Here is a 23,050-nt window from a genome sequence, read left to right as displayed (position 1 = left end):
GGTTTTCGAGGATGAGCGACGACGAGAAGCCCGGCTGGTTCGGGCGCCTGTTCGGGCGAAAAGCTCCCGAGACGAAGCCGTCCGAGGAATCGGTTCTCCCGGAGCCGACTTCGCCGGCATCCGAATCGGAGGGCGTGCCGGACTTCGCCACAGGTGCCGAAGACGTCTCCCACGTGCCGCCCCCGGTGAGCGAACCCTCACCCGACGGCCCGAACAAGAATCGCATCCCCGACGAGATCGAGGGCGCCGACCTCCAGCCCGAGCCGCAGCCGCCAACCGAGGACGTGGCCTTCGATGCACCGTCGGATGAGGCGCCGGAACCGGTGCCGGAGCCCGAACCGGCGATCCCCGAGCCTGCGGCCGCTCCCGCGGAAAAGCGCAATTGGTGGTCTCGCGTCACCGGCGGTGAGACGCCGCCGGCGGAGCTGACAGCGCCCGCCGAAGTCGACATCCAGCCCGTCGACAGCGCGGCGGCCCTCGCGAGCGACGCCGTTCAGGGCGCCGTCGAAGGTACGGAGAAGCGCGGTTGGTGGTCGCGCCTCACCGGCGGATTGATGCGCACGTCCACGGCCCTGTCCGACCGGGTGACGGGCCTGTTCACCAAGCGCAAGCTCGACGCGACGACGCTCGAAGATCTCGAGGACGCGCTGATCCAGGCCGATTTCGGCGTCGAGACCGCGACACGGATGGCGGAGGCCGTCGGCAAGGGACGCTACGAGAAGGGCATCTCCCCGGACGAGGTGCGGTCGATCCTGGCGACCGAGATCGAGCGGGCTTTGGATCCCGTAGCGGTGCCGATCACCGTCGATCCGGCGAAGAAACCCTACGTGATCCTCACGGTCGGCGTGAACGGCGCGGGGAAGACCACGACCATCGGCAAGCTCGCGCTCAAGTTCAAGGCGGAAGGGCGCCGCGTCATGTTGGCGGCGGGCGATACGTTCCGCGCCGCCGCCATCGAGCAATTGCGGGTCTGGGGCGAGCGCACCGACGTGCCGGTGATCAGCCGGGCGCAGGGATCGGATGCGGCCGGTCTCGCCTTCGATGCGTTCAAGGAGGCGCGGGAAGCCGGCGCCGACGTGCTCCTAATCGATACGGCGGGCCGCCTCCAGAACAAGGCCGGTCTGATGGACGAGCTTGAGAAGATCGTCCGGGTGATCCGCAAGCTCGATGCGGAAGCGCCGCACGCCACCCTGCTGGTGCTCGATGCCACCGTGGGGCAGAACGCACTGAGTCAGGTCGAGCTGTTCTCGCAGGCCGCCCCGGTCTCGGGCCTCGTCATGACGAAGCTCGACGGTACGGCGCGGGGCGGCATCCTCGTCGCCCTCGCTGCCAAGTTCGGCCTGCCGGTCCATTTCATCGGAGTCGGAGAAGGTATCGAGGATCTGGAGCCGTTCGCGGCCCGGGACTTCGCCCGTGCCATCACCGGCCTGCCCAGGGAGGAGCGCGTATGAGCCTCACCGACACCGGAACCGAGCGGACCGGCCTCAAGGTCGAGGGTGTGCCCCCGCGCCGCCACCTGCCGCCTCTGCTGAAGCTTGCCCTGGAAATGGGCCCGCTCGTCGTGTTCTTCTTGGGCAACGCCTATGCCGAACGCTTCGGCGTGCCGCCCGAGAGCAAGCTGTTCGTCGCGACCGGCGTCTTCATCGCCGCGACCGTGATCGCCCTCGCGGTGCACTTCGCCCTGCTGCGTCGATTGCCGATCATGCCGATGGTTTCCGGCGTCGTCGTGCTGGTGTTCGGGGGTCTCACCCTGGCGCTTCAGGACAAGACCTTCATCATGATGAAGCCGACCATCGTGAACACGCTGTTCGGCCTCGTCCTCCTCGGCGGGCTCGCCTTCGGGAAGCCGCTGCTCTCGGTCGTTCTCGACAGCATGTTCGCCCTCTCCGACGAGGGCTGGCGAAAGCTGACCTTCCGCTGGGGCTTGTTCTTCCTCGCGCTGGCCGCCCTCAACGAAATCGTCTGGCGCACACAGACCGAGGATTTCTGGGTGAACTTTAAGGTCTTCGGCATCATGCCGCTGACCATCGCCTTCGCTCTCGCGCAGACGCCGTTGCTTCTGCGTCATGAGAAGAAGGACGGCACGGAAGCGGCGTAGTTGTCCCGATTCAGGCAATCCGCCGCGGCATCCGGAACGGCAGCATGAACTGCACGGCCGGGTGCCTGAAGCGCCCGAGCGACAGGCTCTCATGCACCGGTCGCACCTGTTCGCCGTCGAGCGTCGAGGCGAGGAGCGAGCGGGCGTAGAACGGCGTGTCCTCGAAGGTCTCGACCACGCGGGCCTGCCCGTCGTCACTGCGGGTCGCGCGCGGCATTCTCCAGAAGCTCGTCCTCGGTAGCGCGGCGGCCAGCGGCGCGGGCATTTCCCGCCGGCGACCGTCGCCGTCGAAGCGCAAGGTGAGGTTCTGGCCGCTGCCGTCCTTTCGACGGACGTCGTAGAGAATCGCCGAGCCGCGCTTCATCGACGCCCGACACCATGTCCAATCGGTGAAGGCGTCCTCCAGCCGTCCGTCGCCGTCATTGGTGTCGAGATAGCCGCTGCCGCGCCACGCGAGATCCGGCGCCGTGAAGGCCGCCTCGACCTCGCAGGACGGCGCCATCGGCCACCAGCGATGCAGCCCTTGGCTGTCCAGGGTGAAAGGCTGCGCCGTGATGGCCTGCGGGCGCACCCGGACGGTGCCGCGTAGCGCCCTCGGAATTGGCGCGGAGCGCTCGTCGAGATGGATCGTCAGCACGCTTCCGTCCCACTGAAGTGAGGACGGGCCGATGGCGATGGAGGTGGCGTCGCGCGCCAAGGACCGGGCATTGCGTTCGGTCATGGCGAAGCGTTTGTCGGCCCCGTAGAGCACGACGTTGATGGCGCAGTGTGCGAAGGGGTCCTGCCGCGCATCCCAGACGTAGTAGGGCGAGAAGACGCTGCCGATGAAGGCGATGATGGTGAGGCCTTGGCGGCCGTCGTCGCTCAGCGCGTCGACGTACCACCAGACATAGCCGCCCCGCGCCACGTCGGCGTCGAAGCGAGGTCCTCGATCAGTGCCGCCGCCGCGAGCCGGCCGGACTGCGCCGCCATCGGCACGCCCGGACCCGGATGCACGCTGCCCCCCGCGAGGTAGAGCCCCGGCACCCGCGTCCGCGCGCCCGGTCGCTTGAAGGTCGCCGTCCAGCCGTGGGACGCTCGACCGTAGAGGGCCCCCCCGGTCCCCGGAAACAGCCCCGAGAACCCGTCCGGCGTGGTCACCGTGGCGGGGGCCGCCGAGTTCAGACTCAGCCCGCAGGCCGCCAGCTTCCGGGTCCAGCTCGTCTCGCATGCAGCGATCTCCTGCGGTGTGAAGCGGCGCTCACCGCCATCGGCGGGCGCATTGACGAGGACGAGCAGGCGCTCGGGTCCCTCGGGAGCTCGGACCATCTCATCCCGATCCTGAGCGCAGACATAGACGGTGGGGTCGGGCGGCAGACGCCGTCCGCGCAGGATCGTGTCGAATTCGGCGCGGTAATCGGCGGAGAAGAACACGGTGTGATGGGCCAGCGGGAAGCCTCGCGCCCGCGCATGCAGGCAGAATGTCACCGCCGAGAGCGACCGTTCGCGGGGCGGCACGCGATCCCCCGCCGCCGCGACGTCGGGTCCGAGCAATCCCGCGCCGAGCGCCGCCACATCGCCGCCCGCAATTACGGCATCCGCCGCGAGTCTTTCCCCGTCGGCCAGCTGGACACCCGCGACGCGTCCGCCCTGGGTCAGGATCCGGGCCACATGGGCCGAGGGGCGGATCCGCGCACCGCGCCGCTCGGCGAGATCGGCCACGGCGCGGGCGAGCTGGCTCAGGCCGCCCTCGACCGTCCAGATTCCGGACTGTTCGACATGGGCCACCAGCATCAGGGTGGCAGGCGCTGCGAAGGGCGAGGCCCCGCAATAGGTGGCGTAGCGGCCGAACAATTGGCGCAGACGAGGATCGCGGAAATGGTCGCCCAAGGCCGACCAGAGGGTCGCGAAGGGCTGGATCCGCCAGAGATCGCCGATGCCGCTGAGGCCGACGCGCTTGCCGAGCTCGACCGGGTTCGGTCGATCGGAACGGATGAAGGGCCCTTCCAGCGTGCGATAGACCTCGGCGGCTCGCGCACAGAAGCGGCGGTAGCCATCGGCCTCTCGCGGGCCGGCAAAGGCGGAGACGGCCTCGGCCGAGGCATCGATGTCGGCAAACAGATCGAGTCGCTCGCCCGCGCTCCAAGCGTGACGAGCCAGCAGCGAGGCGGCTTGCAACCGAACTTCGGCGGCGAGCGAGGCGCCGGCTTCGAAGAACAATTCCTCGAACACCCAACGCATGGTGAAGACGGTCGGCCCGGCTTCGACCGGTACGGGGCCGACGGCCACGGAGCGCATCTTTCCGCCGACGGTGTCGGCGCGCTCAAGCACCGTCACGTCGAATCCCCGTGCCGCGAGCGTCAGGGCTGCGGCGAGACCACCGATGCCGGCGCCGACGACGATGACGCGCTTCTCCGCCACGACTCCCCCGGTATGCCCTCAGGTCAGCGTTGATCCCGATCCCGGAAAGTGTCAATCTGAGATGACATACAAAGAGACAACATGAGTTGACATAGGAAGAGCGCCATGGATGTCGGCCGGCGGATCGAAACAGCGCTCGACGTGGCGGTCTCGCATCTCGAGGCGCCCGGAGCGCCGCCGCAGCTGGCCGAAGCCATCCGCTACGCCGTTTTCCCCGGCGGCCACCGCATCCGCCCGCGCCTCTGCCTCGCAGTGGCCCTCGCCTGCGGCGACGACGATCCGGCGGCCTCCGATGCGGCCGCAGCGGCGATCGAGCTGCTGCATTGCGCGAGCCTCGTCCACGACGACCTGCCCTGCTTCGACGATGCCGCCGTTCGCCGTCAAAAGCCCTCGGTTCATGCCGCGTTCGGCGTGCCGCTGGCGGTCCTCACCGGCGACGCGCTGATTGTCGCCGCCTTCGAGACACTGGCCCGCAGCGCCGCGCGCCGGCCGCAGCGGCTCGCCGCCCTGGTCGGCCTCGTCGCCCGCGCCGCCGGCTCGCCGGCCGGCATCGTCGCCGGTCAGGCCTGGGAATCCGAGGCGCATGTCGATCTGAGCGCCTACCAGCAGGCTAAGACCGGCGCGCTCTTCGCAGCCGCGACCGTCGCCGGGGCCGCCGCCGCCGGGGCTGCCCCGCTGCCCTGGCGCCTCCTCGGCGAATGTCTCGGCGAGGCCTATCAGGTTGCCGACGATCTGCGCGACGTCGCCTGCCGCCAGGAGGAAATCGGTAAGCCGGCCGGGCGCGATGCCACTCTCGGGCGACCCAACGCGGCGGCGCTTCTCGGCTTGGGCGGTGCGCTCGACCGCCTCGCGCGACTCACCCGCGAGGCCATCGAGGTGATTCCGGCCTGCCCCGGCCTGGAAGCGATCCGGGCCGAGATCGAGGCGCAGAGCCGGCTGTTCCTGCCCGCCTCCCTCCGCCCTGCCATGGCCTGAGGCGACGAACCCATGACCGCCGCGACGGCCCGCACCGAACCGCCGGCGGCGCCCCGACACGGCTGGCGCGAGCGATGGCTCGCCTTTCGCAATGGACTTGTAGCGCGCCCGGCCTTCCAACGGTGGGCGGCGGGCTTCCCATTGACCCGCGGAATCGCGCAACGGAACACGCGAGCGCTGTTCGATCTCTGCGCGGGATTCGTCTACGCGCAGGTTCTGTTCGCCTGCGTGCGCCTCGACCTCTTTGGTTTGCTGCGGCCCGGACCGCTCGCGCCCGAAATCATCGCGCGCCGGCTCGACCTGCCGCCCGAACGCGCTCTGACGCTCCTGAAGGCCGCTGTCGCCTTGAAACTGCTGTCCCGACTTCCTGATGGCCGCTTCAGCCTCGCCGACCTCGGGGCCGCGATGATCGGCAATCCCTCGATCGCTGCGATGGTCGAGCACCATGCCATGCTCTATGCCGACCTCGCCGACCCCGTCGCGCTGCTGCGCGGCCCGTCCGATCAAACGCGCCTCTCGCGCTACTGGCCCTATGCCGAGGGCGTCGAGGCCATTCGACCCGACTCGGTCGCGGCCTACAGCGGCCTGATGGCGGCCTCCCAGGCCTTCATCGCGGGCGACGTTCTCGACGCGCTGCCGCTGAACGGGCGCACCTGCCTCATGGATATCGGGGGCGGCGAGGGCGTGTTCCTGAGCGAGGCGGGTCGGCGACATCCGAACCTGTCCCTGTGCCTGTTCGACCTGCCGCCTGTTGCGGAACGCGCGCGCGTCCGCTTCGCCGCTGGCGGTCTCGCCTCGCGCGTCACGTGCCATGGCGGCAGCTTCTCGGACGGAAACCTCCCGACCGGCGCCGACGCGATCTCGCTGGTGCGGGTCGTTCACGATCACGACGACGCCGTCGTCGAAGCCCTCCTGCGCGCGGTCCACGCGGCACTTCCCCCCGGCGGGCTCGTCGCCATCGCCGAGCCGATGGCCGGGACACCCGGCGCGGAGCCGGTTGGCGACGCCTATTTCGGCTTCTACCTCTTGGCCATGGGCAGCGGGCGCCCGCGCCGAGCGGACGAACTCACCGCGATGCTCACCCGCGCCGGCTTCACCGACATCCGCGAGCGCCCGACGCGCCGCCCCCTGCTCGCCCGGATGATCACGGCAAAGCGCTGATCGGTGTGTAAAGATAGCTTGACGCACATCAGTGTAAGTCTAGGATGACATTAAGCGCTCTTCCAATCGGCAGAGTCGCAATGATCGGGGCGGAGGCGGGGACATGGAGGCTTTGGCCGTCGTCCTTGAGCGACCGGAGCACTTGGCGCTCAACCGCCTCGCGCTGACGCCCGCGGCCGGAGGTGACGCGGTGGTCGCCGTGTCCTGGAGCGGGATCAGCACCGGCACCGAGCGCCTGCTCTGGTCGGGCCGGATGCCGCCCTTTCCCGGTATGGGCTACCCCCTCGTCCCCGGCTACGAATCCGTCGGTACCGTGATCGCGGCCGATCCGGCCTCCGGGCTCGCTCTCGGCCAGACCGTGTTCGTGCCCGGTGCCCGCTGTTTCGGCGAAGTGCGCGGCCTGTTCGGCGGCGCCGCCTCCCATCTCGTCGTCCCGGCGGCGCGCCTGGTCCCAGTCGATGCCGGCCTCGGCGACCGAGCCTGCCTGATCGCGCTCGCCGCCACCGCCTATCACGCCTTGTCCGGCGTCACGCCCGGCACCGCCAACCTCATCGTCGGGCACGGCGTGCTCGGGCGTCTGCTCGCCCGGCTCACCCTGCTGGCGGGCGGCCAGCCCGTGGTGTGGGAGCGCGATGCCGTGCGGCGAGAGGGTCGCTTCGGCTACCCGGTCCTCGCGCCCGAGGACGACACGACCCGCGACTACGCCACCATCACCGACGTGAGTGGCAGCGGCGGACTTCTGGACACGCTGATCGCCCGCCTCGCACCGCAGGGCGAGATCGTGCTTGCCGGCTTCTACGAGGCGCCGCTCGCCTTCGCCTTCCCGCCTGCCTTCATGCGCGAGGCCCGCATCCGCGTCTCGGCCGAATGGCGCCCGGACGACCTCGCCGCGGTGAGTGCCCTGATCCGGAGCGGCAGCCTGTCGCTCGATGGGCTGATCACCCACCGCCTGTCCGCGGACCGGGCCCAGGAGGCCTATCGCACCGCCTTCACCGATCCGGCCTGCCTGAAGATGATCCTCGACTGGAGGGCCTGCTCATGAACGTCCAGCTGAACAAGGCGTCGCTGAACGCCGCGGAGCGGCTGCGCGAGGAGGCCGCCCGCGAGCCGGATCCCGTCGCCACCGGACCCGTGAAGCGCGAGACCCAGATCATCGCGATCTATGGGAAAGGCGGCATCGGCAAGTCGTTCACCCTGGCCAATCTCAGCTACATGATGGCCCAACAGGGCAAGAAGGTGCTGCTGATCGGCTGCGATCCGAAGAGCGACACGACCTCGCTGCTGTTCGGCGGCAAGGCTTGCCCGACGATCATCGAGACCTCCACCCGCAAGAAGCTCGCGGGCGAGCCCGTGGCCATCGGCGACGTCTGCTTCAAGCGCGACGGCGTCTACGCGATGGAGCTGGGCGGCCCTGAGGTCGGGCGCGGCTGCGGCGGCCGCGGCATCATCCACGGCTTCGAACTGCTCGAGAAACTCGGCTTCCACGATTGGGGCTTCGACTACGTCCTGCTCGATTTCCTCGGCGACGTGGTCTGCGGCGGCTTCGGCCTGCCGATCGCCCGCGACATGTGCCAGAAGGTCATCGTCGTCGGCTCCAACGACCTTCAATCGCTCTACGTCGCCAACAACGTCTGCTCGGCGGTGGAGTATTTCCGCAAGCTCGGCGGCAATGTCGGCGTCGGCGGCCTCGTCATCAATAAGGATGACGGGACCGGCGAGGCGCAGGCTTTCGCGGAGGCTGCGGGCGTTCCGGTTCTGGCCTCGATCCCGGCCAACGAGGACATCCGCCGCAAGAGCGCGAATTACGAGATCATCGGCCGGCCCGACGGGCGCTGGGGTCCGCTCTTCGCGGAGCTCGCGCAGAACGTGGCCGAGGCCGCGCCGCATCGACCGACCCCGCTCACGCAGGACGGCCTGCTCGGGCTGTTCTCCAGCGCGACGACGGGGCGGGACGTGGTGCTGGAGCCCGCGACGCTCGAGGACATGTGCGGGGTCTCGACGCTGGTCAAGCCGTCCCTCGAAGTCGTCTACGACGAGGTCTGAGGCATGGCCGTCTCCCTCGACATCGCAGCCCTTCGCGCCCGCAGCCCGGCGGATGCCGTCAACCTGGACGCCACCAAGGGCGACGGGCTCGGCTGCCACGCGGGGAAGGACGCGATGCGGGCGGCTGCCGAAGCGGCCGGCATGTCCGAAACTCTCGAGCAGCTGCGACAGGATTATCCGGCGGGACCCCACGACCAGCCGCAGAGCATGTGCCCGGCCTTCGGGAGCTTGCGCGTCGGCCTGCGGATGCGGCGGACGGCGACGATCCTGTCGGGCTCGGCCTGCTGCGTCTACGGGCTGACCTTCACCTCGCATTTCTACGGCGCCCGCCGCTCCGTCGGCTACGTCCCGTTTAATTCCGAGACGCTGGTGACCGGCAAGCTGTTCGAGGACATCCGCGAGGCGGTCCACGCCTCGGCGAGACCCGAGGAGTGCGACGCCGTCGTCGTCATCAATCTCTGCGTCCCCACCGCGTCGGGCGTGCCCCTCCGCCTGCTCCCGAAGGAGATCGGTGGCGTCCGCATCATCGGCATCGACGTGCCGGGCTTCGGCGTGCCGACCCACGCCGAGGCCAAGGACGTGCTGGCCGGCGCGATGCTCAAATTCGCCCGCGGCGAGGCCGAGCAGGGGCCGGTCCAGGCGCCCCGCGGCGGCCGGTCCGAGCGCCCGAGCGTGGCGCTTCTCGGCGAGATGTTCCCGGCCGATCCGGTGGTGATCGGCGGCCTCCTCGAACCGCTCGGGCTCGCGGCCGGGCCGGTGGTTCCGACGCGCGAGTGGCGCGAACTCTACGGCGCCCTCGATGCCGGTGCCGTCGCAGCGATCCATCCGTTCTATACGGCAAGCATCCGTGAATTCGAGGCGGCCGGCCGCCCGATCGTCGGCTCCGCCCCGGTCGGCCATGACGGAACCGCCGAGTGGCTCGCCGCCATCGGTCGAGCCTGCGATGTGCCGTCGGAGACGATTGCGGCAGCGCAGAACCGGCTGCTGCCGGCCATCCGCGGCGCACTCTCAGCCATGCCGATCAAGGGCCGCATCACGCTCTCGGGCTACGAGGGCTCCGAGCTTCTGGTCGCCCGCCTCCTCGTCGAGAGCGGGGCCGAGGTGCCTTACGTCGGTACCGCCTGTCCGCGCACGCCCTGGTCCGAGCCGGATCGGGTCTGGCTTGAGGCGCGCGGTGTCACCATTCGCTACCGGGCTTCGCTCGAAGACGATCTCGCGGCCTTCCACGAATTTCGGCCCGATCTCGCCATCGGGACGACGCCGGTGGTGCAGCATGCCAAGGAGCGCGGCACGCCGGCCCTCTACTTCACCAACCTGATCTCGGCCCGCCCCCTGATGGGGGCCGCCGGTGCCGGCTCGCTCGCCCGGGTGATCAACGCCGCTCTCGCCAACAAACCGCGCTTCGACGCCATGCGGGACTTCTTCGAGGGCGTCGGCACCGGGCATGCCGCCGGCATCTGGCAGGAGATCCCGACCCGCAAGGCGTCGCCGAAGGCCGCCGCGCCCCTGAAACCGATCGGGGAGATGGCCTGATGCTCGTCCTCGATCACGACCGCGCCGGCGGATATTGGGGCGCCGTCTACGTCTTCACCGCGATCAAGGGGCTCCAGGTCGTCATCGACGGCCCGGTGGGCTGCGAGAATCTGCCCGTCACCTCGGTGCTCCACTACACCGACGCGCTGCCACCGCACGAACTGCCCATCGTCGTCACCGGTCTCGCGGAGGAGGAACTCGGCCGCCACGGGACCGAGGGCGCGATGAAGCGGGCGCATGCCACGCTCGATCCGGGCCAGCCGAGCGTCGTGGTCACCGGATCGATCGCCGAGATGATCGGCGGCGGCGTCACCCCGGAAGGAACCGGTCTCCAGCGTTTCCTGCCGCGCACCATCGACGAGGACCAGTGGCAAGCGGCCGACCGGGCGATGTCCTGGCTCTGGCAGGAATACGGCGCGAAGCGCTTCGCCAAGAAGGGCATTCCGGCCCGGCCCGAGCGAAAGCCCGGAGAGAAGCCGCGGGTCAACATCCTCGGCCCGGCCTACGGCACCTTCAACATGGCCTCCGATCTCGCCGAGATCCGCCGCCTCGTCGAGGGCATCGGCGCCGAGGTGAACCTGACCTTCCCCCTCGGCTCGCATTTGGCCGACGTGCCGAAGCTCGTGAATGCCGATGCCAATATCTGCCTCTACCGCGAGTTCGGCCGGTTACTCTGCGAGAGCTTGGCGCGGCCCTATCTGCAGGCGCCGATCGGCGTGCTCTCGACGACCAAGTTCCTGCGCTCGCTGGGCGAGATCCTCGGCCTCGACCCGGAACCCTTCATCGAGCGCGAGCGGCACACCACGATCAAACCGGTCTGGGACCTGTGGCGCTCGGTGACGCAGGATTTCTTCGGGACGGCGAGCTTCGGCATCGTCGCCACCGAGACCTACGCCCGTGGCGTACGGAATTTTCTCGAAGTCGAGATGGGGCTGCCCTGCCATTTCGCGTTCAGCCGCAGCGCCGGGACGAAGCCCGACAACGCCGCCGTGCGCGAGGCGATCCGCGCGAACCCGCCGCTCGTCCTGTTCGGCTCGTTCAACGAGCGGATGTATCTCGCCGAGGCGGGTGGGCGGGCGGTCTACGTGCCGGCCTCCTTCCCCGGCGCGATCATCCGGCGGCACACCGGAACGCCGTTCATGGGCTATTCCGGCGCGACCTACCTCGTTCAGGAAGTCTGCAACGCCCTGTTCGACATGCTCTTCCACATCCTGCCGCTCGCCCGCGACATGGATGCGGTCGAGGCGACACCCGCGCGAAGCCATCGCGAATTGCCGTGGGACAGTGCGGCGCGGGAGAAGCTCGAAGCCCTGGTCGAGGCGCAGCCGGTGCTGGTGCGTATCTCGGCCGCCAAGCGCCTGCGCGACGCCGCCGAGCGGGCCGCCCGCCGGGCGGCGGCAAGCCAAGTCGCGCCCGCCCATGTCGAGCGGGCCCAGGCCGACCTCACGATGGGGGCCGCCGCGTGAGCGCCGCTTCCCCCCTCGCATCCCCCTTTCACCGTCCGGCGCCAGCCAATCCCGGACCCATCGCGGAGAGCCCGTCCATGCAACGCTCCCTGACCGCTCCGTCGCGCCAGCACAGCGAGGCGATCCAGTTCCGGATCATCCTGGCGGCGACCTATCCGTTCTTCCTCGCCGCCGCCCTGGTGCAGCGTGTGCTCCCGGGTCATGCGGAGCCGCGGCGCGGGCTGCCCGCGATCCGCCGCTCGGTCTTCAGCGAAGCCAAGGCCATGGCGGTCTCGGCGATCCCCTTCGCCTTCATGGGCTAGCCGCATCGGCCAGACGATCCGACGGGCGAAACACACTTCCGTGCGGTGTCACGGGGGATCCTACGCCGCGATGTCATCGAGTTGCGGCGTCACCCGCTGCGTCCCTCAAGGGCGCGGCCCAACCAGCGGAGGTTCAATCGATGGCCAACGGAGTGACCACCGAAAGACCGAGCAGCCTGTCGGGGCTGACGGAACCGGAAGCCAAGGAGTTCCACGCGATCTTCCTGACGAGCTTCATCATCTTCACGGCGATCGCCGTGGTCGCCCACATCCTCGTCTGGCTGTGGCGCCCCTGGCTTCCCGGGCCGAAGGGCTACGCCATGCTCGACGGCGTGACACAGGCCGCGCACGGCCTCGTCTCGATGATCGTCTGAGGAGGCTCGCATGCACAAGGTTTGGCTTCTGTTCGATCCGCGCCGCACGCTGGTGGCGCTCTTCACCTTCCTGTTCATCCTGGCGCTGCTGATCCACTTCATCCTGCTCAGCACCGACCGGTTCAACTGGCTGGAAGGCCCGAAGGACGCCAAGGCGGCCGCCGCTCACAGTCTCGTCCTCCCGACCATGCCGGGCTGACACGACACCTCCGCCGCGGACGGGCCTCGCCTGCCCGCGGCATTCCCTCTCCGACCACCCGGGAGGAACCGCCCCATGGCGATGCTGAGTTTCGAGCGCAAATACCGGGTCCGCGGCGGCACCTTGCTCGGCGGCGACCTTTTCGATTTCTGGCTGGGCCCGTTCTACGTCGGCTTCTTCGGCGTCACGGGGATGTTCTTCACGGTGCTCGGCACCGCGCTGGTCATCTACGGCGCCGCCATCGGCCCGACCTGGAACATCTGGCAGATCAACATCGCCCCGCCGGACCTGAAATACGGATTGGCGCTGGCGCCCCTGAAGGAGGGGGGCCTGTGGCAGATCATCACCTTCTGCGCGGTCGGGTCGTTCTCGTCCTGGGCCCTGCGCGAGGTCGAGATCTGCCGCAAGCTCGGCATCGGCTACCACGTGCCGTTTGCCTTCTCGGTGGCGATCTTCGCCTACGTGACGCTCGTGGTGATCCGTCCGTTCCTGATGGGTGCCTGGGGCTACGGCTTCCCCTACGGCATCCTCAGTCACCTCGATTGGGTGTCGAACACCGGATACCAGTACCTGCACTTCCACTATAACCCGGCGCACATGCTCGCGGTGACGTTCTTCTTCACCACGACCTTCGCGCTGGCGCTCCACGGCTCGCTGATCCTGTCCTCGACCAATCCGCCTAAGGGCGAGTCCGTCAAGACGCCGGAACACGAGGACACCTATTTCCGCGACACGATCGGCTACTCGATCGGCACCCTCGGCATCCACCGGCTCGGCCTGTTCCTGGCCCTCTCGGCGGGCTTCTGGAGCGCGGTCTGCATCGTCATCAGCGGCCCGTTCTGGACGCAAGGGTGGCCCGAATGGTGGGGCTGGTGGCTCAACCTGCCGATCTGGCGCTGAACCGACCTCGTCGGCCGGCGTCCGCGCCGGCCGCTTCATCCGTGGAACGATCGATCGACGGGCACGAGGGTCACCTCGGGCGACCGTAGGTCCAGGGAGGGAGAACCCGTGGCCTACTATCAGAACATCTTCACCGCGGTTCAGGTGCGCCCGCGCGAGCCGGAACACGGCATCCCGGTGGCCGTCGACAACCGCGTCGGCCGACCGTTCAACAGCTACCTGTTCGGCCTCATCGGCAATTCGCAGGTCGGGCCGATCTACGGTGGCTATCTCGGGGCGCTGTCGCTGACCTGCGGGCTCATCGCCTTCGAGATCATCGGCCTCAACATGCTGGCCTCCGTGAACTGGGATCCGATCCAGTTCGTGCGTCAGCTACCCTGGCTGGCGCTGGAACCGCCGCTGCCCAAGCACGGGCTCAAGGTACTTCCGCCGCTGAACGAAGGGGGATGGTGGCTGATCGCCGGCTTCTTCCTCACCGCCTCGATCCTGCTATGGTGGGTGCGCATGTACCGCCGCGCGAAGGCGCTGGGGCTCGGCTCGCACACCGCCTGGGCCTTCGCCGCAGCGATCTGGCTCTATCTCGTGCTCGGTTTCATCCGCCCGCTGATGATGGGCTCGTGGAGCGAGGCGGTGCCCTTCGGCATCTTCCCGCACCTTGATTGGACCGCGGCGTTCTCGCTCCGTTACGGCAATCTGTTCTACAACCCGTTCCACATGCTCTCGATCGCGTTCCTGTACGGATCGACGCTGCTCTTCGCCATGCATGGCGGGACGATCCTCGCGACGAGCCGCTACGGCGCGGAGCGTGAGATCGACCAGATCGTCGACCGCGGCACGGCCACCGAGCGCGCCGCCCTGTTCTGGCGCTGGACCATGGGCTTCAACGCCACGATGGAATCGATCCACCGCTGGGCGTGGTGGTTCGCGGTGCTGACGACAATCACCGGCGGGATCGGCATCCTGCTCACCGGCACGGTGGTCGACAATTGGTACCTCTGGGCGGTCAAGCACGGCGTCGCGCCGGCCTACCCGCAGGTCTACGGGCCGATCACCGATCCGCTGAGCACGCCGGGAGGGACGCCATGAAGACCCTGCTCCTCGTCGCGGCGGCGGTGGTCGCCGCGTTCCTCACCATCGCCCAGTTCGGCACCGCTGGCTGGACCCGACCGCCGATCCTGGCCCAGCAGCACGGCTACCGCGGCACCGGCATGGATCAGATCCAGACCAAGGCGGGGGCGGCCGCGCTCAAGGCCGCCAACGTCGCCCCGGATCCGGCCGAACCGGTGGAGCAGGGCAGCGAGAAGGCCGGGACGACCTACGAGAACGTCCAGGTGCTCAAGGACGTCAGCGTCGAGGAATTCAACCGGTTGATGACCTCGATGACCGAATGGGTCGCCCCCGAGCAGGGCTGCACCTACTGCCACAACACGGAGAACATGGCCGACGACAGCCTCTATCAGAAGAAGGTCGCCCGGCGCATGATCCAGATGGTGCAGCACATCAACACCAGCTGGAAGGAGAAGCATGTCGGCGAGGCGGGCGTGAATTGCTACACCTGCCACCGCGGACAGCCGGTGCCGAAGAACATCTGGTTCGAGAACCCGGGTCCGAACTACAAGACCGCGTTCACGCCGCGCAACAACGGCCAGAACATGGCGTCACCCTCGGTCGGCCTCGCCTCGCTCCCCTACGACACCCTGAGCGAGTTCTTCGGCAAGAAGAACGTCGACGAGAACCTGATCCGCGTCAACGCCACGACCGCTCTGCCCGAAAGCAAGGGCAAGCCGATCCAGGCCGCGGAGAAGACCTACGGCCTGATGATCCACATGTCGTCGGCGCTCGGGGTGAATTGCACCTATTGCCACAACACCCGGGCGATCTCGAACTGGTCGCAGAGCACGCCGCAGCGCACTCTGGCCTGGCACGCGATCCGGATGGTGCGAGACCTCAACGGCGACTACATCGAGCCGCTGACCTCCACCTTCCCGGCCAACCGCCTCGGGCCCACCGGCGACGCGCCGAAGCTCAACTGTGCCACCTGCCATAACGGCCAGAACAAGCCCCTTGCGGGTGCCCACGTGGTCGAGACCTACCCGGAACTCACGCAGGTGACGGCCGATGCGGCGGCGACCCAGGAACCCGGCAAGGCTCCCGCCCAGGAGCCGACAAAGGAGCCGTCTCCGAATCCGCCGCAATAGGCAATTCGGCGAACTAAACCAGGCGCTCGGTCATTGAGCCGCCGGCCCGTCTCCTCGGGCCGGCGGCATTTTTCATCACACCCAAGCCGCGAAGGCAGACAACTTTCCGTGTTGAGTGGCCACGTGTCACGTCACCCGGATCTGTTCTATGCCTTCCTATAGTGCACAAAATCGGTGGACAGCCGGATCGCACCATCAGAATACATAGATCTTAAGTTTTATTACAAATAATAATCGTTTTCCAACAGATATTATCATTCGATTATTGCATGGTCGTGGACATTCATTGACATATGAGATAAACTCAGAATCTTACACTATATGAATTATAGAACTCCGCCAAATCGGCTGGATATTGTTATATACAATAAGAATTGTGCCGGTGTGCGCAAGCCTTGATCGCGGCAACATTGCTCATCGGCGCGATACGCAGACCCATCGCTTAAATTTGGACGCATTTACGAATATGAAGGCTGGACGTCCGAAGCATTTGGGCGGCGCATGCCACGACGGTGGTGGGGCGTACGCCGGAGGACGGGGGGCCAGAGCGGTGAATCGAGGGCGCGACCACAACGAGATCGCTGCCGCATTGAGGCAGTGCAAGGCGGCGTTCATCGGCGTCGCCGTGATGAGCGGCCTCGTCAATATCCTGTACCTCACCGGCTCGTTCTACATGCTGGAGGTCTATGACCGCGTGATCCCGAGCCGCAGCGTGCCGACGCTGATCGGCCTCAGCGTACTCGCCCTCGTACTGTACGGCTTTCAGGGCGTGCTGGAGGCGATCCGCTCGCGCATCCTCGCGCGGATCGGCGCCGCGCTCGATGAATCGCTGAGCGCGAGGGTCTTCGACATCATCGTCCGCGCACCGCTGAAGGGTGCGATACCCGGCGACGGTCTACTTCCCCTGCGCGATCTCGATCAAATCCGGAGTTTTCTATCGGGAACCGGCCCGTCGGCGTTCTTCGACCTGCCGTGGATGCCGATCTATATCGGCATCTGCTTTCTGTTCCATCCCTATATCGGCATCGCGGCGATTGCCGGCTCGCTGATCCTGGCGGGCCTCACGTTCCTGACCGATCGGGCAACCAAGGCCCCGACCCAGGCCGCTACGGGACATGGCCTCCGCCGCAACGGGCTCGCCGATTCGAGCCGTCGCAACGCCGAGGTCTTGGCCGCGATGGGCATGCAGCAGCGCTTGGCTGCCCGCTGGGCCCTCGCCAACCGCGAATACCTTTCCGCCAACCAGACCGTGGCGGATGTCGGCGGCGGATACGGTGCCGGCTCCAAGGTGTTCCGCATGGCCCTGCAATCGGGCGTGCTGGCGCTCGGCGCCTGGCTCGTGATTCATGCCGAGGCCACCGCCGGCATCATCATCGCCGGCTCGATCCTCGTCTCCCGCTCCCTCGCGCCAGCGGAACTCGCCATCGGCAATTGGAAGGGGTTCGTTGCCGCCCGTCAGAGCTGGCGCCGTCTCACAGACCTCTTCGCCAAGCTGCCCGCGACCGAGCAGCCGCATACCCTGCCGGCTCCGACCCAGACCATGGCGGTGGAGGGTGTCAGCGTCGCTCCGCCCGGCACCCCGCGCGTGGTCATTCAGGATGTCAGCTTCACGCTGGAGGCCGGGCAGGGCGTCGGCGTGATCGGCCCGTCGGCCTCCGGCAAGTCCTCCCTGGTGCGGGCGATCGTCGGCGTGTGGCCGCCGATCCGCGGCAAGGTACGCCTCGACGGCGCGGCGCTCGATCAATGGTCGAGCACCGACCTCGGCGTCCATGTCGGCTTCCTCCCGCAGGAGGTGGAGCTGTTTGCCGGAACCGTTGCCGAGAATATCGCGCGGTTCGAGCCGAACGCGCCGTCCGAACTCGTCATCGCCGCGGCGCGCGCCTCCGGCGTCCATGAGCTGATCCTGCGCCTGCCCGAGGGCTACGACAGCCGCATCGGCGAGGGCGGAGCCGGCCTCTCCGCCGGCCAGCGCCAACGCATCGGACTGGCGCGCGCCCTCTACCGCGACCCGTTCCTCGTGGTTCTCGACGAGCCCAACGCCAACCTCGACAGCGAGGGCGAGAACGCACTGACCCAGGCGATTCTCAGCGTCCGTCAGCGCGGCGGCATCTGCATCGTCGTCGCCCACCGTCCCAGCGCCTTGGCGGCCGTCGATCTGATCCTGATGCTGGCCGATGGGCGCGCCCAGGCCTTCGGACCCAAGGACGAGGTGCTGAAGCGGGTGTTGCGTCCGGCTCCCGCGCCGGTGGCGGCACCGGTCGCCGCGCAGCAGGTCGCCAAAGGCAACATTCCCGGCATGCAGGAGAGCGCCTGATGTCCTCGAGCCTCGCTCCGATGGTCGGCCTCAATCCGGCTCTGCCGCGACCGACCGCTCTGGGTTCGATCCGCCGCCATCTCGCGGTCGCCCTCGGTCTCGGCGTCGCCCTCGTCTTCGGCATCGGCGGCTGGGCGACCTTCACCCATGTCTCGGCCGCGGTGATCGCACCGGGTCAGCTCGTCGTCGAGACGGATGTGAAGAAGGTCCAGCATCCGACGGGGGGCGTCGTCGGTCAGCTCCTCGTGCGCGAGGGCCAGAAGGTGTCGGCGGGTGATGTCTTGATCCGCCTCGACGAGACGCAGACCCGAGCCAATCTCGACATCGTCCTGAAGGCCATGGACGAACTCGCCGCCCGCCAAGCCCGGGACGAGGCCGAGCGTGACGGCCACAAGACCATCGCTTTCCCCGACGAACTTCTCTCGCGGCTCAACACCGACCCGACGGTCGCCCGCCTCATCGACGGCGAAACGCGGCTGTTCGTCTCCCGTGTCGCCGGTCGCGAGGGCCAGAAGGCGCAGCTGCGCGAGCGCGTTCAGCAGCTTCGCCAGGAAATCCTCGGCCTCACCGATCAGGCGGCGGCCAAGGACCGTGAGATCGTCCTGATCGGCCAGGAACTGAAGGGCGTGCGCGAGCTCTATTCCAAGAACCTCGTGCCGCTGTCGCGCGTCACGGCGCTGGAGCGCGACGGCGCGCGGATCGAGGGCGAGCGCGGCCAGCTCATCGCTTCGACGGCCTCGGCCCGCGGCAAGATCGCCGAGACCGAGTTGCAGATCTACCAGATCGACCAGGAGATGCGCACCGAGGTCGGCAAGGATCTGGCCGATATCCGCGGCAAGTGGTCGGAACTGCGCGAGAAGCGTGTCGCTGCGGAGGACCAGCTCAAGCGCATCGACCTGCGCGCACCCCAGGACGGTTACGTCCACCAGCTGACCGTGCACACCATCGGCGGCCTCGTGACGCCGAGCGAGCCGGCCATGCTGATCGTCCCCACCGCCGATCAGCTCCTCGTCGAGGTCAGGGTGCAGCCCCAGGACATCGACAATGTCCGCGTCGGACAGAAGGCGACCTTGCGCTTCTCCGCGTTCAACATGCGCACGACGCCGGAGGTCGACGGACAGGTCATGCGCGTCTCGGCCGATGTGACCACGGATCCCAAGACCGGGATGAGCTATTACACGGCCCGAATTCGCATCGACGACGGCGAGAAGAACAATCTCAACGGCCTCCGGCTCGTGCCCGGCATGCCGGTGGAATCCTACACGCAGGTCGGCGAGCGCTCGGTGCTCTCCTATCTGGTGAAGCCGCTGACCGACCAGCTGGCGAAAGCGTGGCGCGAGCGCTGAGGCGACACCTTGCCTGCGAAGGCTTTTGTCTGATATGGCGGCGGCCTTCCCGCGATGTCATAAACCGCCATCGCCGGAGTGCCGTCCGCGGCGCTCCGTTCCGAGAAACACTTTCTGACAACAGGCGGCCGGTCTCGATCCGTGCCGACGTGAGACCGATGAAGATTCGCAACTCGCTCAAGTCGCTGCGCGGCCGTCACCGCGACAACCAACTCGTGCGCCGCAAGGGCCGGGTCTACGTGATCAACAAGACCCAGAAGCGCTTCAAGGCCCGCCAGGGCTGATCGGACGCGCCGCCGCCCGCTGCGGGCGCGGCGCCCGGGCGCGTTGACGCCCCCGGCGACCGGGTGGATGCTGGCGACATGCCCGCCCACCCGCTCCCGAGCCTGACCCTCCTCCTCGCCCTGATCCTGGCGGGGACAAGCGCGTCGGCCGCTCCGGCCAATCCCGAGCAGGGCAGGCGCGAGCAACCGGAGAAGGAGCGCAAGGCGCCACCTCCCGTCAGCCTCGACGATCTGTACAAGCGCTTGAAGGAATCGGACGACGAGGCCGAGTCCAAAGCCATCGCCACGTTGATCGAGCGTCGCCTCGGCCGCTCCGGAAGTGCGACGGCCGACCTCCTCTCCGACCGCGCCCGCCAAGCCATGGCCGGCAACGAATTGGCCCTCGCCGTCGAATTGATGGACCGGGCCGTCGCTCTGGAGCCCGACTGGGCCGAGGGCTGGAGCCGTCGGGCCACCTTGTTCTGGCGGCTATCCGATTCGGCGAGTGCCATCGCCGATCTTCAGCGCGCCCTCGTGCTGGAGCCCCGCCATTTCGAGGCTTGGGCGGCCCTCGGCAAGCTCTACCTCGCGGCGGACGACAAAGGCCGCGCCATGGACGCCTTCCGTCGCGCAGAAGCGCTCTATCCCCGCTGGGACGTCCTCAAGAAGGCGATCGACCGCTTGCGGCCCGAGGTAGATGGTCGCGACCTCTGATCCGGTCGCCGTGATCCGTGCCTGACCCCTTCGTCATCCTGCGCTTCGCCGCCGGCTTCCTGGCCTTGGCCGCCGGCCTGATCATCCTCGTGCTCGGTGTTGCCGCTGCCGCAACGCTGCTGATCGCCGCCAGGGTCGAAGCGCGCCATCCGCCGGCCGGGCATCGCATTCCCGTTCCAGGCGGGTCGGTCGCTTATCTCGAGGATGGCCCGCGAGACGGCCCACGGGCAACGATCGTGCTGCTACACGGCGCATCGGCCAATGCCTACGACCCGATGGAAGGCGTCGGCCGGCGCCTTGCCGCTGCCGGATTCCGCGTCGTCTCGTTCGATCGTCCCGGCTATGGCGGCAGCGATCGGCTTGCCGGGGCCGAGGCCGCGACGCCGGCCTTCCAGGCCAGGATGCTGGCCGACGCCATCGACCGGCTCGGCCTCGGACCGGTGATTCTCATGGGCCATTCATGGTCCGGGGCACTGGCTCTGCGGATGGCCCTCGATCGGCCGAAGGGCATCGCCGGTTTGGTTCTCGTCGCGCCGGTCGCCATGCCGTTCCCGCCGATGCCCCTCCCGTGGTGGGCCGATCTCGCGCTGAAACCGCCGGTGACATGGCTGCTGACCCGCACGATCGCGGTACCCCTCGGCTTGTATTACCTGCCCGGCGTCGCCCGCGGGGTATTCCGGCCCGAGCCGCCGGTGGAGGATTATGTCGAGAAGAGCCGCGCCGCGCTGATCCTCAGACCGGGATCGGCGCTTGCCAACATCCAGGATCTGGCCGGCCTGCCGGCGGCTCTAGCGCAGCAGGCACCACTTTATGCCTCGCTCCGACTACCGACCGTGATCGTGACCGGGGAGGGCGATCCGGTCGTCGTCACGGCGAAGCAGGCGGAGCCGTTGAGCCGTGCCGTGCCCGGCGCGCGCCTCGTGGTGCTGCCGGGCGCCGGACACATGATCACCTACACCGCCCCCGACGCCCTGGTGCGGGAGACGGAGGCGTTGCTCGGGCGGCAGTGAGATTTACGCCTGTTCGGCGTGCTCCCGGGTCACGAAGGCGATGCGCACCATGTTGGTGGCGCCGGGAATGCCGAAGGGCACGCCCGCAACGACGATGACCCGGTCGCCGAGTTCGGCAAAACGTTCGCGCACGGCGAATTTCGCCGCCCGGAACGCCATGTCGTCGATGTCGCTCGCATCCTTGGTGACGATCGGGTGCGTGCCCCAGACCATGGTGAGCCGGCGGGCCGTCTCGCGCTTCGGCGTCAGCGCGATCACGCTGGCATTCGGCCGCGAGCGGGCGAGGCGCTGGACCGTCGAGCCCGAATGGGTCCAGGCCATGATGGCGCGCAGGCCCAACGCTTCGACGATCTGGTGGGCGGCCGCCGCGATGGCGTCCGAGGCGGTCGGCTCGGGGGCGGTGCGCTGCGCCGTCAGGATCGACCAGTAGAGCGCGTCCCGCTCCACCTGCTCGGCGATGCGGCTCATGGTGGTGATCGCCTCGACCGGGAAGGCGCCGGCCGCGCTCTCGGCCGAGAGCATCACGGCATCCGCGCCCTCGTAGACGGCTGTGGCGACGTCCGACACTTCGGCGCGTGTCGGCACGGGCGCGGTGATCATCGATTCGAGCATCTGCGTCGCGACGACGACCGGCTTGCCGAGACGACGGGCGCCACGGGTGATGCGCTTCTGCACGCCGGGCACCTGCTCCAGCGGCATCTCCACGCCGAGATCGCCGCGGGCGACCATGATGCCGTCGGAAATCTCGATGATCTCGTCGAGGCGTGTGAGCGCCTGCGGCTTCTCGATCTTAGCCATGACCAGGGCGCGGCCGGCGGCGACCTTCTTGACCTCGGCGACATCCTCGGGACGCTGAACGAAGGACACGGCGATCCAGTCGGCGCCCGCGGCGAGGCCGGCTTCGAGGTCCGCCCGGTCCTTGTCCGTCATCGCCGGCACCGGAATGACCGTCTGGGGCAGCGACACACCCTTGCGGTTCGAGATGCGGCCACCGACCTCGACGCGCGTGACCGCACGGCCCTCGCTGACCTCCGTCACGATCAGGCGCAGCTTGCCGTCGTCGATCAGAATGGTGTGCTCGGGCTCGAGCGCCGAGAGAATCTCCGGATGGGGCAGGTAGACGCGGTGCACATCGCCCGGGGTCGGATCGGAATCGAGCACGAAGCTCTGCCCGTTCTCCAGCTCGGCCGCGGTATCGACGAAGGTGCCGAGCCGCAGCTTCGGGCCCTGGAGATCGACCAGGATGCCGATCGGCCGCTTCGCTTCACGCTCGATCGTGCGGATCACCTCGATCCGCTCCGGCAGCTTGGCGCGGTCCAAGTGGCTCATGTTGATGCGGAATACGTCCGCGCCGGCCTGGAACAGCTTGGTGATCATCTCCGGCGTGTCGGAGGCCGGCCCCAGGGTTGCGACGATCTTGGTACGGCGCGAGCGCTTCAATCCAGCCTCCATGACCCGCTGGACCCGCCGGTCGCGGGAGCGCGAGGGCGGGAACGGCCCGGCTGCCGCGCGGCGGGATGGGGCGCTGGCGGCCGGACGGGGGCTTCCGGCGCCAGAAGCATCCCTGGGCCCCACAGGTCAAGGTCGTCTTGCCGAGCGCAACGGCAGCCCTTTTTGCGAGTCGTCGGGCGCCGACAATCGGCAGTCGAAACATTCGAATGATCAACGTCCTGACCGGTGGGACCGGCGTGCATCGCAACAAGAGGCAGGCGGTCGCTACGTGTTGCTTCGTTGCCATAGGCAGCGTGGCCGTA

At 68.3% G+C, this 23,050-nt stretch carries 22 protein-coding genes; 19 read left to right on the top strand and 3 right to left on the bottom strand.

Going from position 1 to position 23,050, the window contains the following annotated elements:
* Nucleotides 1-11: 11 nt before the first annotated feature.
* Complete coding sequence (gene ftsY / locus OWC43_RS20175) at nucleotides 12-1,451, top strand: signal recognition particle-docking protein FtsY (protein WP_393958035.1); 1,440 nt, start codon at nucleotides 12-14, stop codon at nucleotides 1,449-1,451.
* Entirely contained in the window at nucleotides 1,448-2,098 is a 651-nt protein-coding gene (locus OWC43_RS20170) for a septation protein A (RefSeq protein ID WP_238308084.1), read from the top strand. Before ftsY ends, OWC43_RS20170 begins: the two co-directional genes overlap by 4 nt.
* 10 nt (nucleotides 2,099-2,108) lie before the next feature.
* Here OWC43_RS20170 and OWC43_RS20165 read toward each other — a convergent pair whose 3' ends face one another.
* Together OWC43_RS20165 and crtD are read right to left on the bottom strand one after the other, a co-directional pair.
* On the bottom strand, nucleotides 2,109-3,005 hold the full coding sequence (locus tag OWC43_RS20165; RefSeq protein WP_393958034.1) for a carotenoid 1,2-hydratase: 897 nt from the start codon (nucleotides 3,003-3,005) through the stop codon (nucleotides 2,109-2,111).
* Complete coding sequence (crtD, locus tag OWC43_RS20160; protein WP_393958032.1) at nucleotides 2,963-4,498, bottom strand: 1-hydroxycarotenoid 3,4-desaturase CrtD; 1,536 nt, start codon at nucleotides 4,496-4,498, stop codon at nucleotides 2,963-2,965. The genes OWC43_RS20165 and crtD overlap by 43 nt, the downstream gene beginning before the upstream one ends.
* A gap of 105 nt (nucleotides 4,499-4,603) precedes the next feature.
* Between crtD and OWC43_RS20155 the strand changes: the two genes are divergently transcribed.
* The 17 genes from OWC43_RS20155 (at nucleotide 4,604) to OWC43_RS20075 (ending at nucleotide 21,296) form a co-directional block, all read left to right on the top strand.
* The gene (locus OWC43_RS20155) at nucleotides 4,604-5,473 is read left to right on the top strand and encodes a polyprenyl synthetase family protein (protein ID WP_393958030.1); all 870 of its coding nucleotides are present in this window, start codon (nucleotides 4,604-4,606) and stop codon (nucleotides 5,471-5,473) included.
* 12 nt (nucleotides 5,474-5,485) lie between these two features.
* Nucleotides 5,486-6,634, top strand: a complete 1,149-nt coding sequence (locus OWC43_RS20150; protein WP_393958029.1) for a methyltransferase — start codon at nucleotides 5,486-5,488, stop codon at nucleotides 6,632-6,634.
* Nucleotides 6,635-6,737: 103 nt separating this feature from the next.
* A complete protein-coding gene (bchC, locus tag OWC43_RS20145; RefSeq protein ID WP_393958028.1) occupies nucleotides 6,738-7,676 on the top strand; it encodes a chlorophyll synthesis pathway protein BchC in 939 nt (312 codons plus the stop codon).
* Nucleotides 7,673-8,677: a chlorophyllide a reductase iron protein subunit X gene (locus tag OWC43_RS20140; protein WP_393958026.1), complete on the top strand. Its 1,005-nt coding sequence runs from the start codon at nucleotides 7,673-7,675 to the stop codon at nucleotides 8,675-8,677. Before bchC ends, OWC43_RS20140 begins: the two co-directional genes overlap by 4 nt.
* Nucleotides 8,678-8,680: 3 nt before the next feature.
* A complete protein-coding gene (bchY, locus tag OWC43_RS20135) occupies nucleotides 8,681-10,210 on the top strand; it encodes a chlorophyllide a reductase subunit Y (protein ID WP_393958025.1) in 1,530 nt (509 codons plus the stop codon).
* Complete coding sequence (gene bchZ / locus OWC43_RS20130; RefSeq protein ID WP_393958024.1) at nucleotides 10,210-11,676, top strand: chlorophyllide a reductase subunit Z; 1,467 nt, start codon at nucleotides 10,210-10,212, stop codon at nucleotides 11,674-11,676. Before bchY ends, bchZ begins: the two co-directional genes overlap by 1 nt.
* A 77-nt stretch (nucleotides 11,677-11,753) precedes the next feature.
* Nucleotides 11,754-11,978, top strand: coding sequence for a hypothetical protein (locus OWC43_RS20125; protein WP_137828902.1), 225 nt, complete (start codon nucleotides 11,754-11,756; stop codon nucleotides 11,976-11,978).
* A gap of 140 nt (nucleotides 11,979-12,118) precedes the next feature.
* Entirely contained in the window at nucleotides 12,119-12,352 is a 234-nt protein-coding gene (pufB, locus tag OWC43_RS20120; protein ID WP_393958023.1) for a light-harvesting antenna LH1, beta subunit, read from the top strand.
* Between the two features lie 10 nt (nucleotides 12,353-12,362).
* Nucleotides 12,363-12,551, top strand: coding sequence for a light-harvesting antenna LH1, alpha subunit (gene pufA / locus OWC43_RS20115; RefSeq protein WP_137828900.1), 189 nt, complete (start codon nucleotides 12,363-12,365; stop codon nucleotides 12,549-12,551).
* A gap of 75 nt (nucleotides 12,552-12,626) precedes the next feature.
* Nucleotides 12,627-13,451, top strand: a complete 825-nt coding sequence (pufL, locus tag OWC43_RS20110; RefSeq protein ID WP_393958021.1) for a photosynthetic reaction center subunit L — start codon at nucleotides 12,627-12,629, stop codon at nucleotides 13,449-13,451.
* A gap of 108 nt (nucleotides 13,452-13,559) precedes the next feature.
* Nucleotides 13,560-14,537 carry a photosynthetic reaction center subunit M gene (pufM, locus tag OWC43_RS20105; protein WP_137828898.1) on the top strand — a complete coding sequence of 326 codons (978 nt, stop codon included), beginning with the start codon at nucleotides 13,560-13,562 and terminating at the stop codon, nucleotides 14,535-14,537.
* On the top strand, nucleotides 14,534-15,649 hold the full coding sequence (pufC, locus tag OWC43_RS20100) for a photosynthetic reaction center cytochrome PufC (protein ID WP_393958020.1): 1,116 nt from the start codon (nucleotides 14,534-14,536) through the stop codon (nucleotides 15,647-15,649). The genes pufM and pufC overlap by 4 nt, the downstream gene beginning before the upstream one ends.
* Nucleotides 15,650-16,199: 550 nt before the next feature.
* Nucleotides 16,200-17,963, top strand: coding sequence for a type I secretion system permease/ATPase (locus OWC43_RS20095; protein ID WP_393958019.1), 1,764 nt, complete (start codon nucleotides 16,200-16,202; stop codon nucleotides 17,961-17,963).
* The gene (locus tag OWC43_RS20090) at nucleotides 17,963-19,309 is read left to right on the top strand and encodes an HlyD family type I secretion periplasmic adaptor subunit (RefSeq protein ID WP_393958018.1); all 1,347 of its coding nucleotides are present in this window, start codon (nucleotides 17,963-17,965) and stop codon (nucleotides 19,307-19,309) included. Before OWC43_RS20095 ends, OWC43_RS20090 begins: the two co-directional genes overlap by 1 nt.
* A gap of 158 nt (nucleotides 19,310-19,467) precedes the next feature.
* A complete protein-coding gene (gene ykgO, locus OWC43_RS20085) occupies nucleotides 19,468-19,593 on the top strand; it encodes a type B 50S ribosomal protein L36 (protein WP_003601867.1) in 126 nt (41 codons plus the stop codon).
* Nucleotides 19,594-19,671: 78 nt separating this feature from the next.
* On the top strand, nucleotides 19,672-20,286 hold the full coding sequence (locus tag OWC43_RS20080) for a tetratricopeptide repeat protein (protein WP_393958017.1): 615 nt from the start codon (nucleotides 19,672-19,674) through the stop codon (nucleotides 20,284-20,286).
* A gap of 17 nt (nucleotides 20,287-20,303) precedes the next feature.
* Nucleotides 20,304-21,296, top strand: coding sequence for an alpha/beta fold hydrolase (locus OWC43_RS20075; RefSeq protein ID WP_393958016.1), 993 nt, complete (start codon nucleotides 20,304-20,306; stop codon nucleotides 21,294-21,296).
* Between the two features lie 3 nt (nucleotides 21,297-21,299).
* On the opposite strand, the gene pyk is transcribed toward OWC43_RS20075, so the two are convergent.
* Nucleotides 21,300-22,736, bottom strand: coding sequence for a pyruvate kinase (gene pyk / locus OWC43_RS20070; RefSeq protein WP_393958015.1), 1,437 nt, complete (start codon nucleotides 22,734-22,736; stop codon nucleotides 21,300-21,302).
* Nucleotides 22,737-23,050 lie beyond the last annotated feature (314 nt).

It is taken from the genome of Methylorubrum sp. POS3 (assembly GCF_043352485.1).
GTDB classification, from domain to species: domain Bacteria; phylum Pseudomonadota; class Alphaproteobacteria; order Rhizobiales; family Beijerinckiaceae; genus Methylobacterium; species Methylobacterium suomiense.
This window is presented reverse-complemented; position numbering and strand designations above follow the sequence as displayed.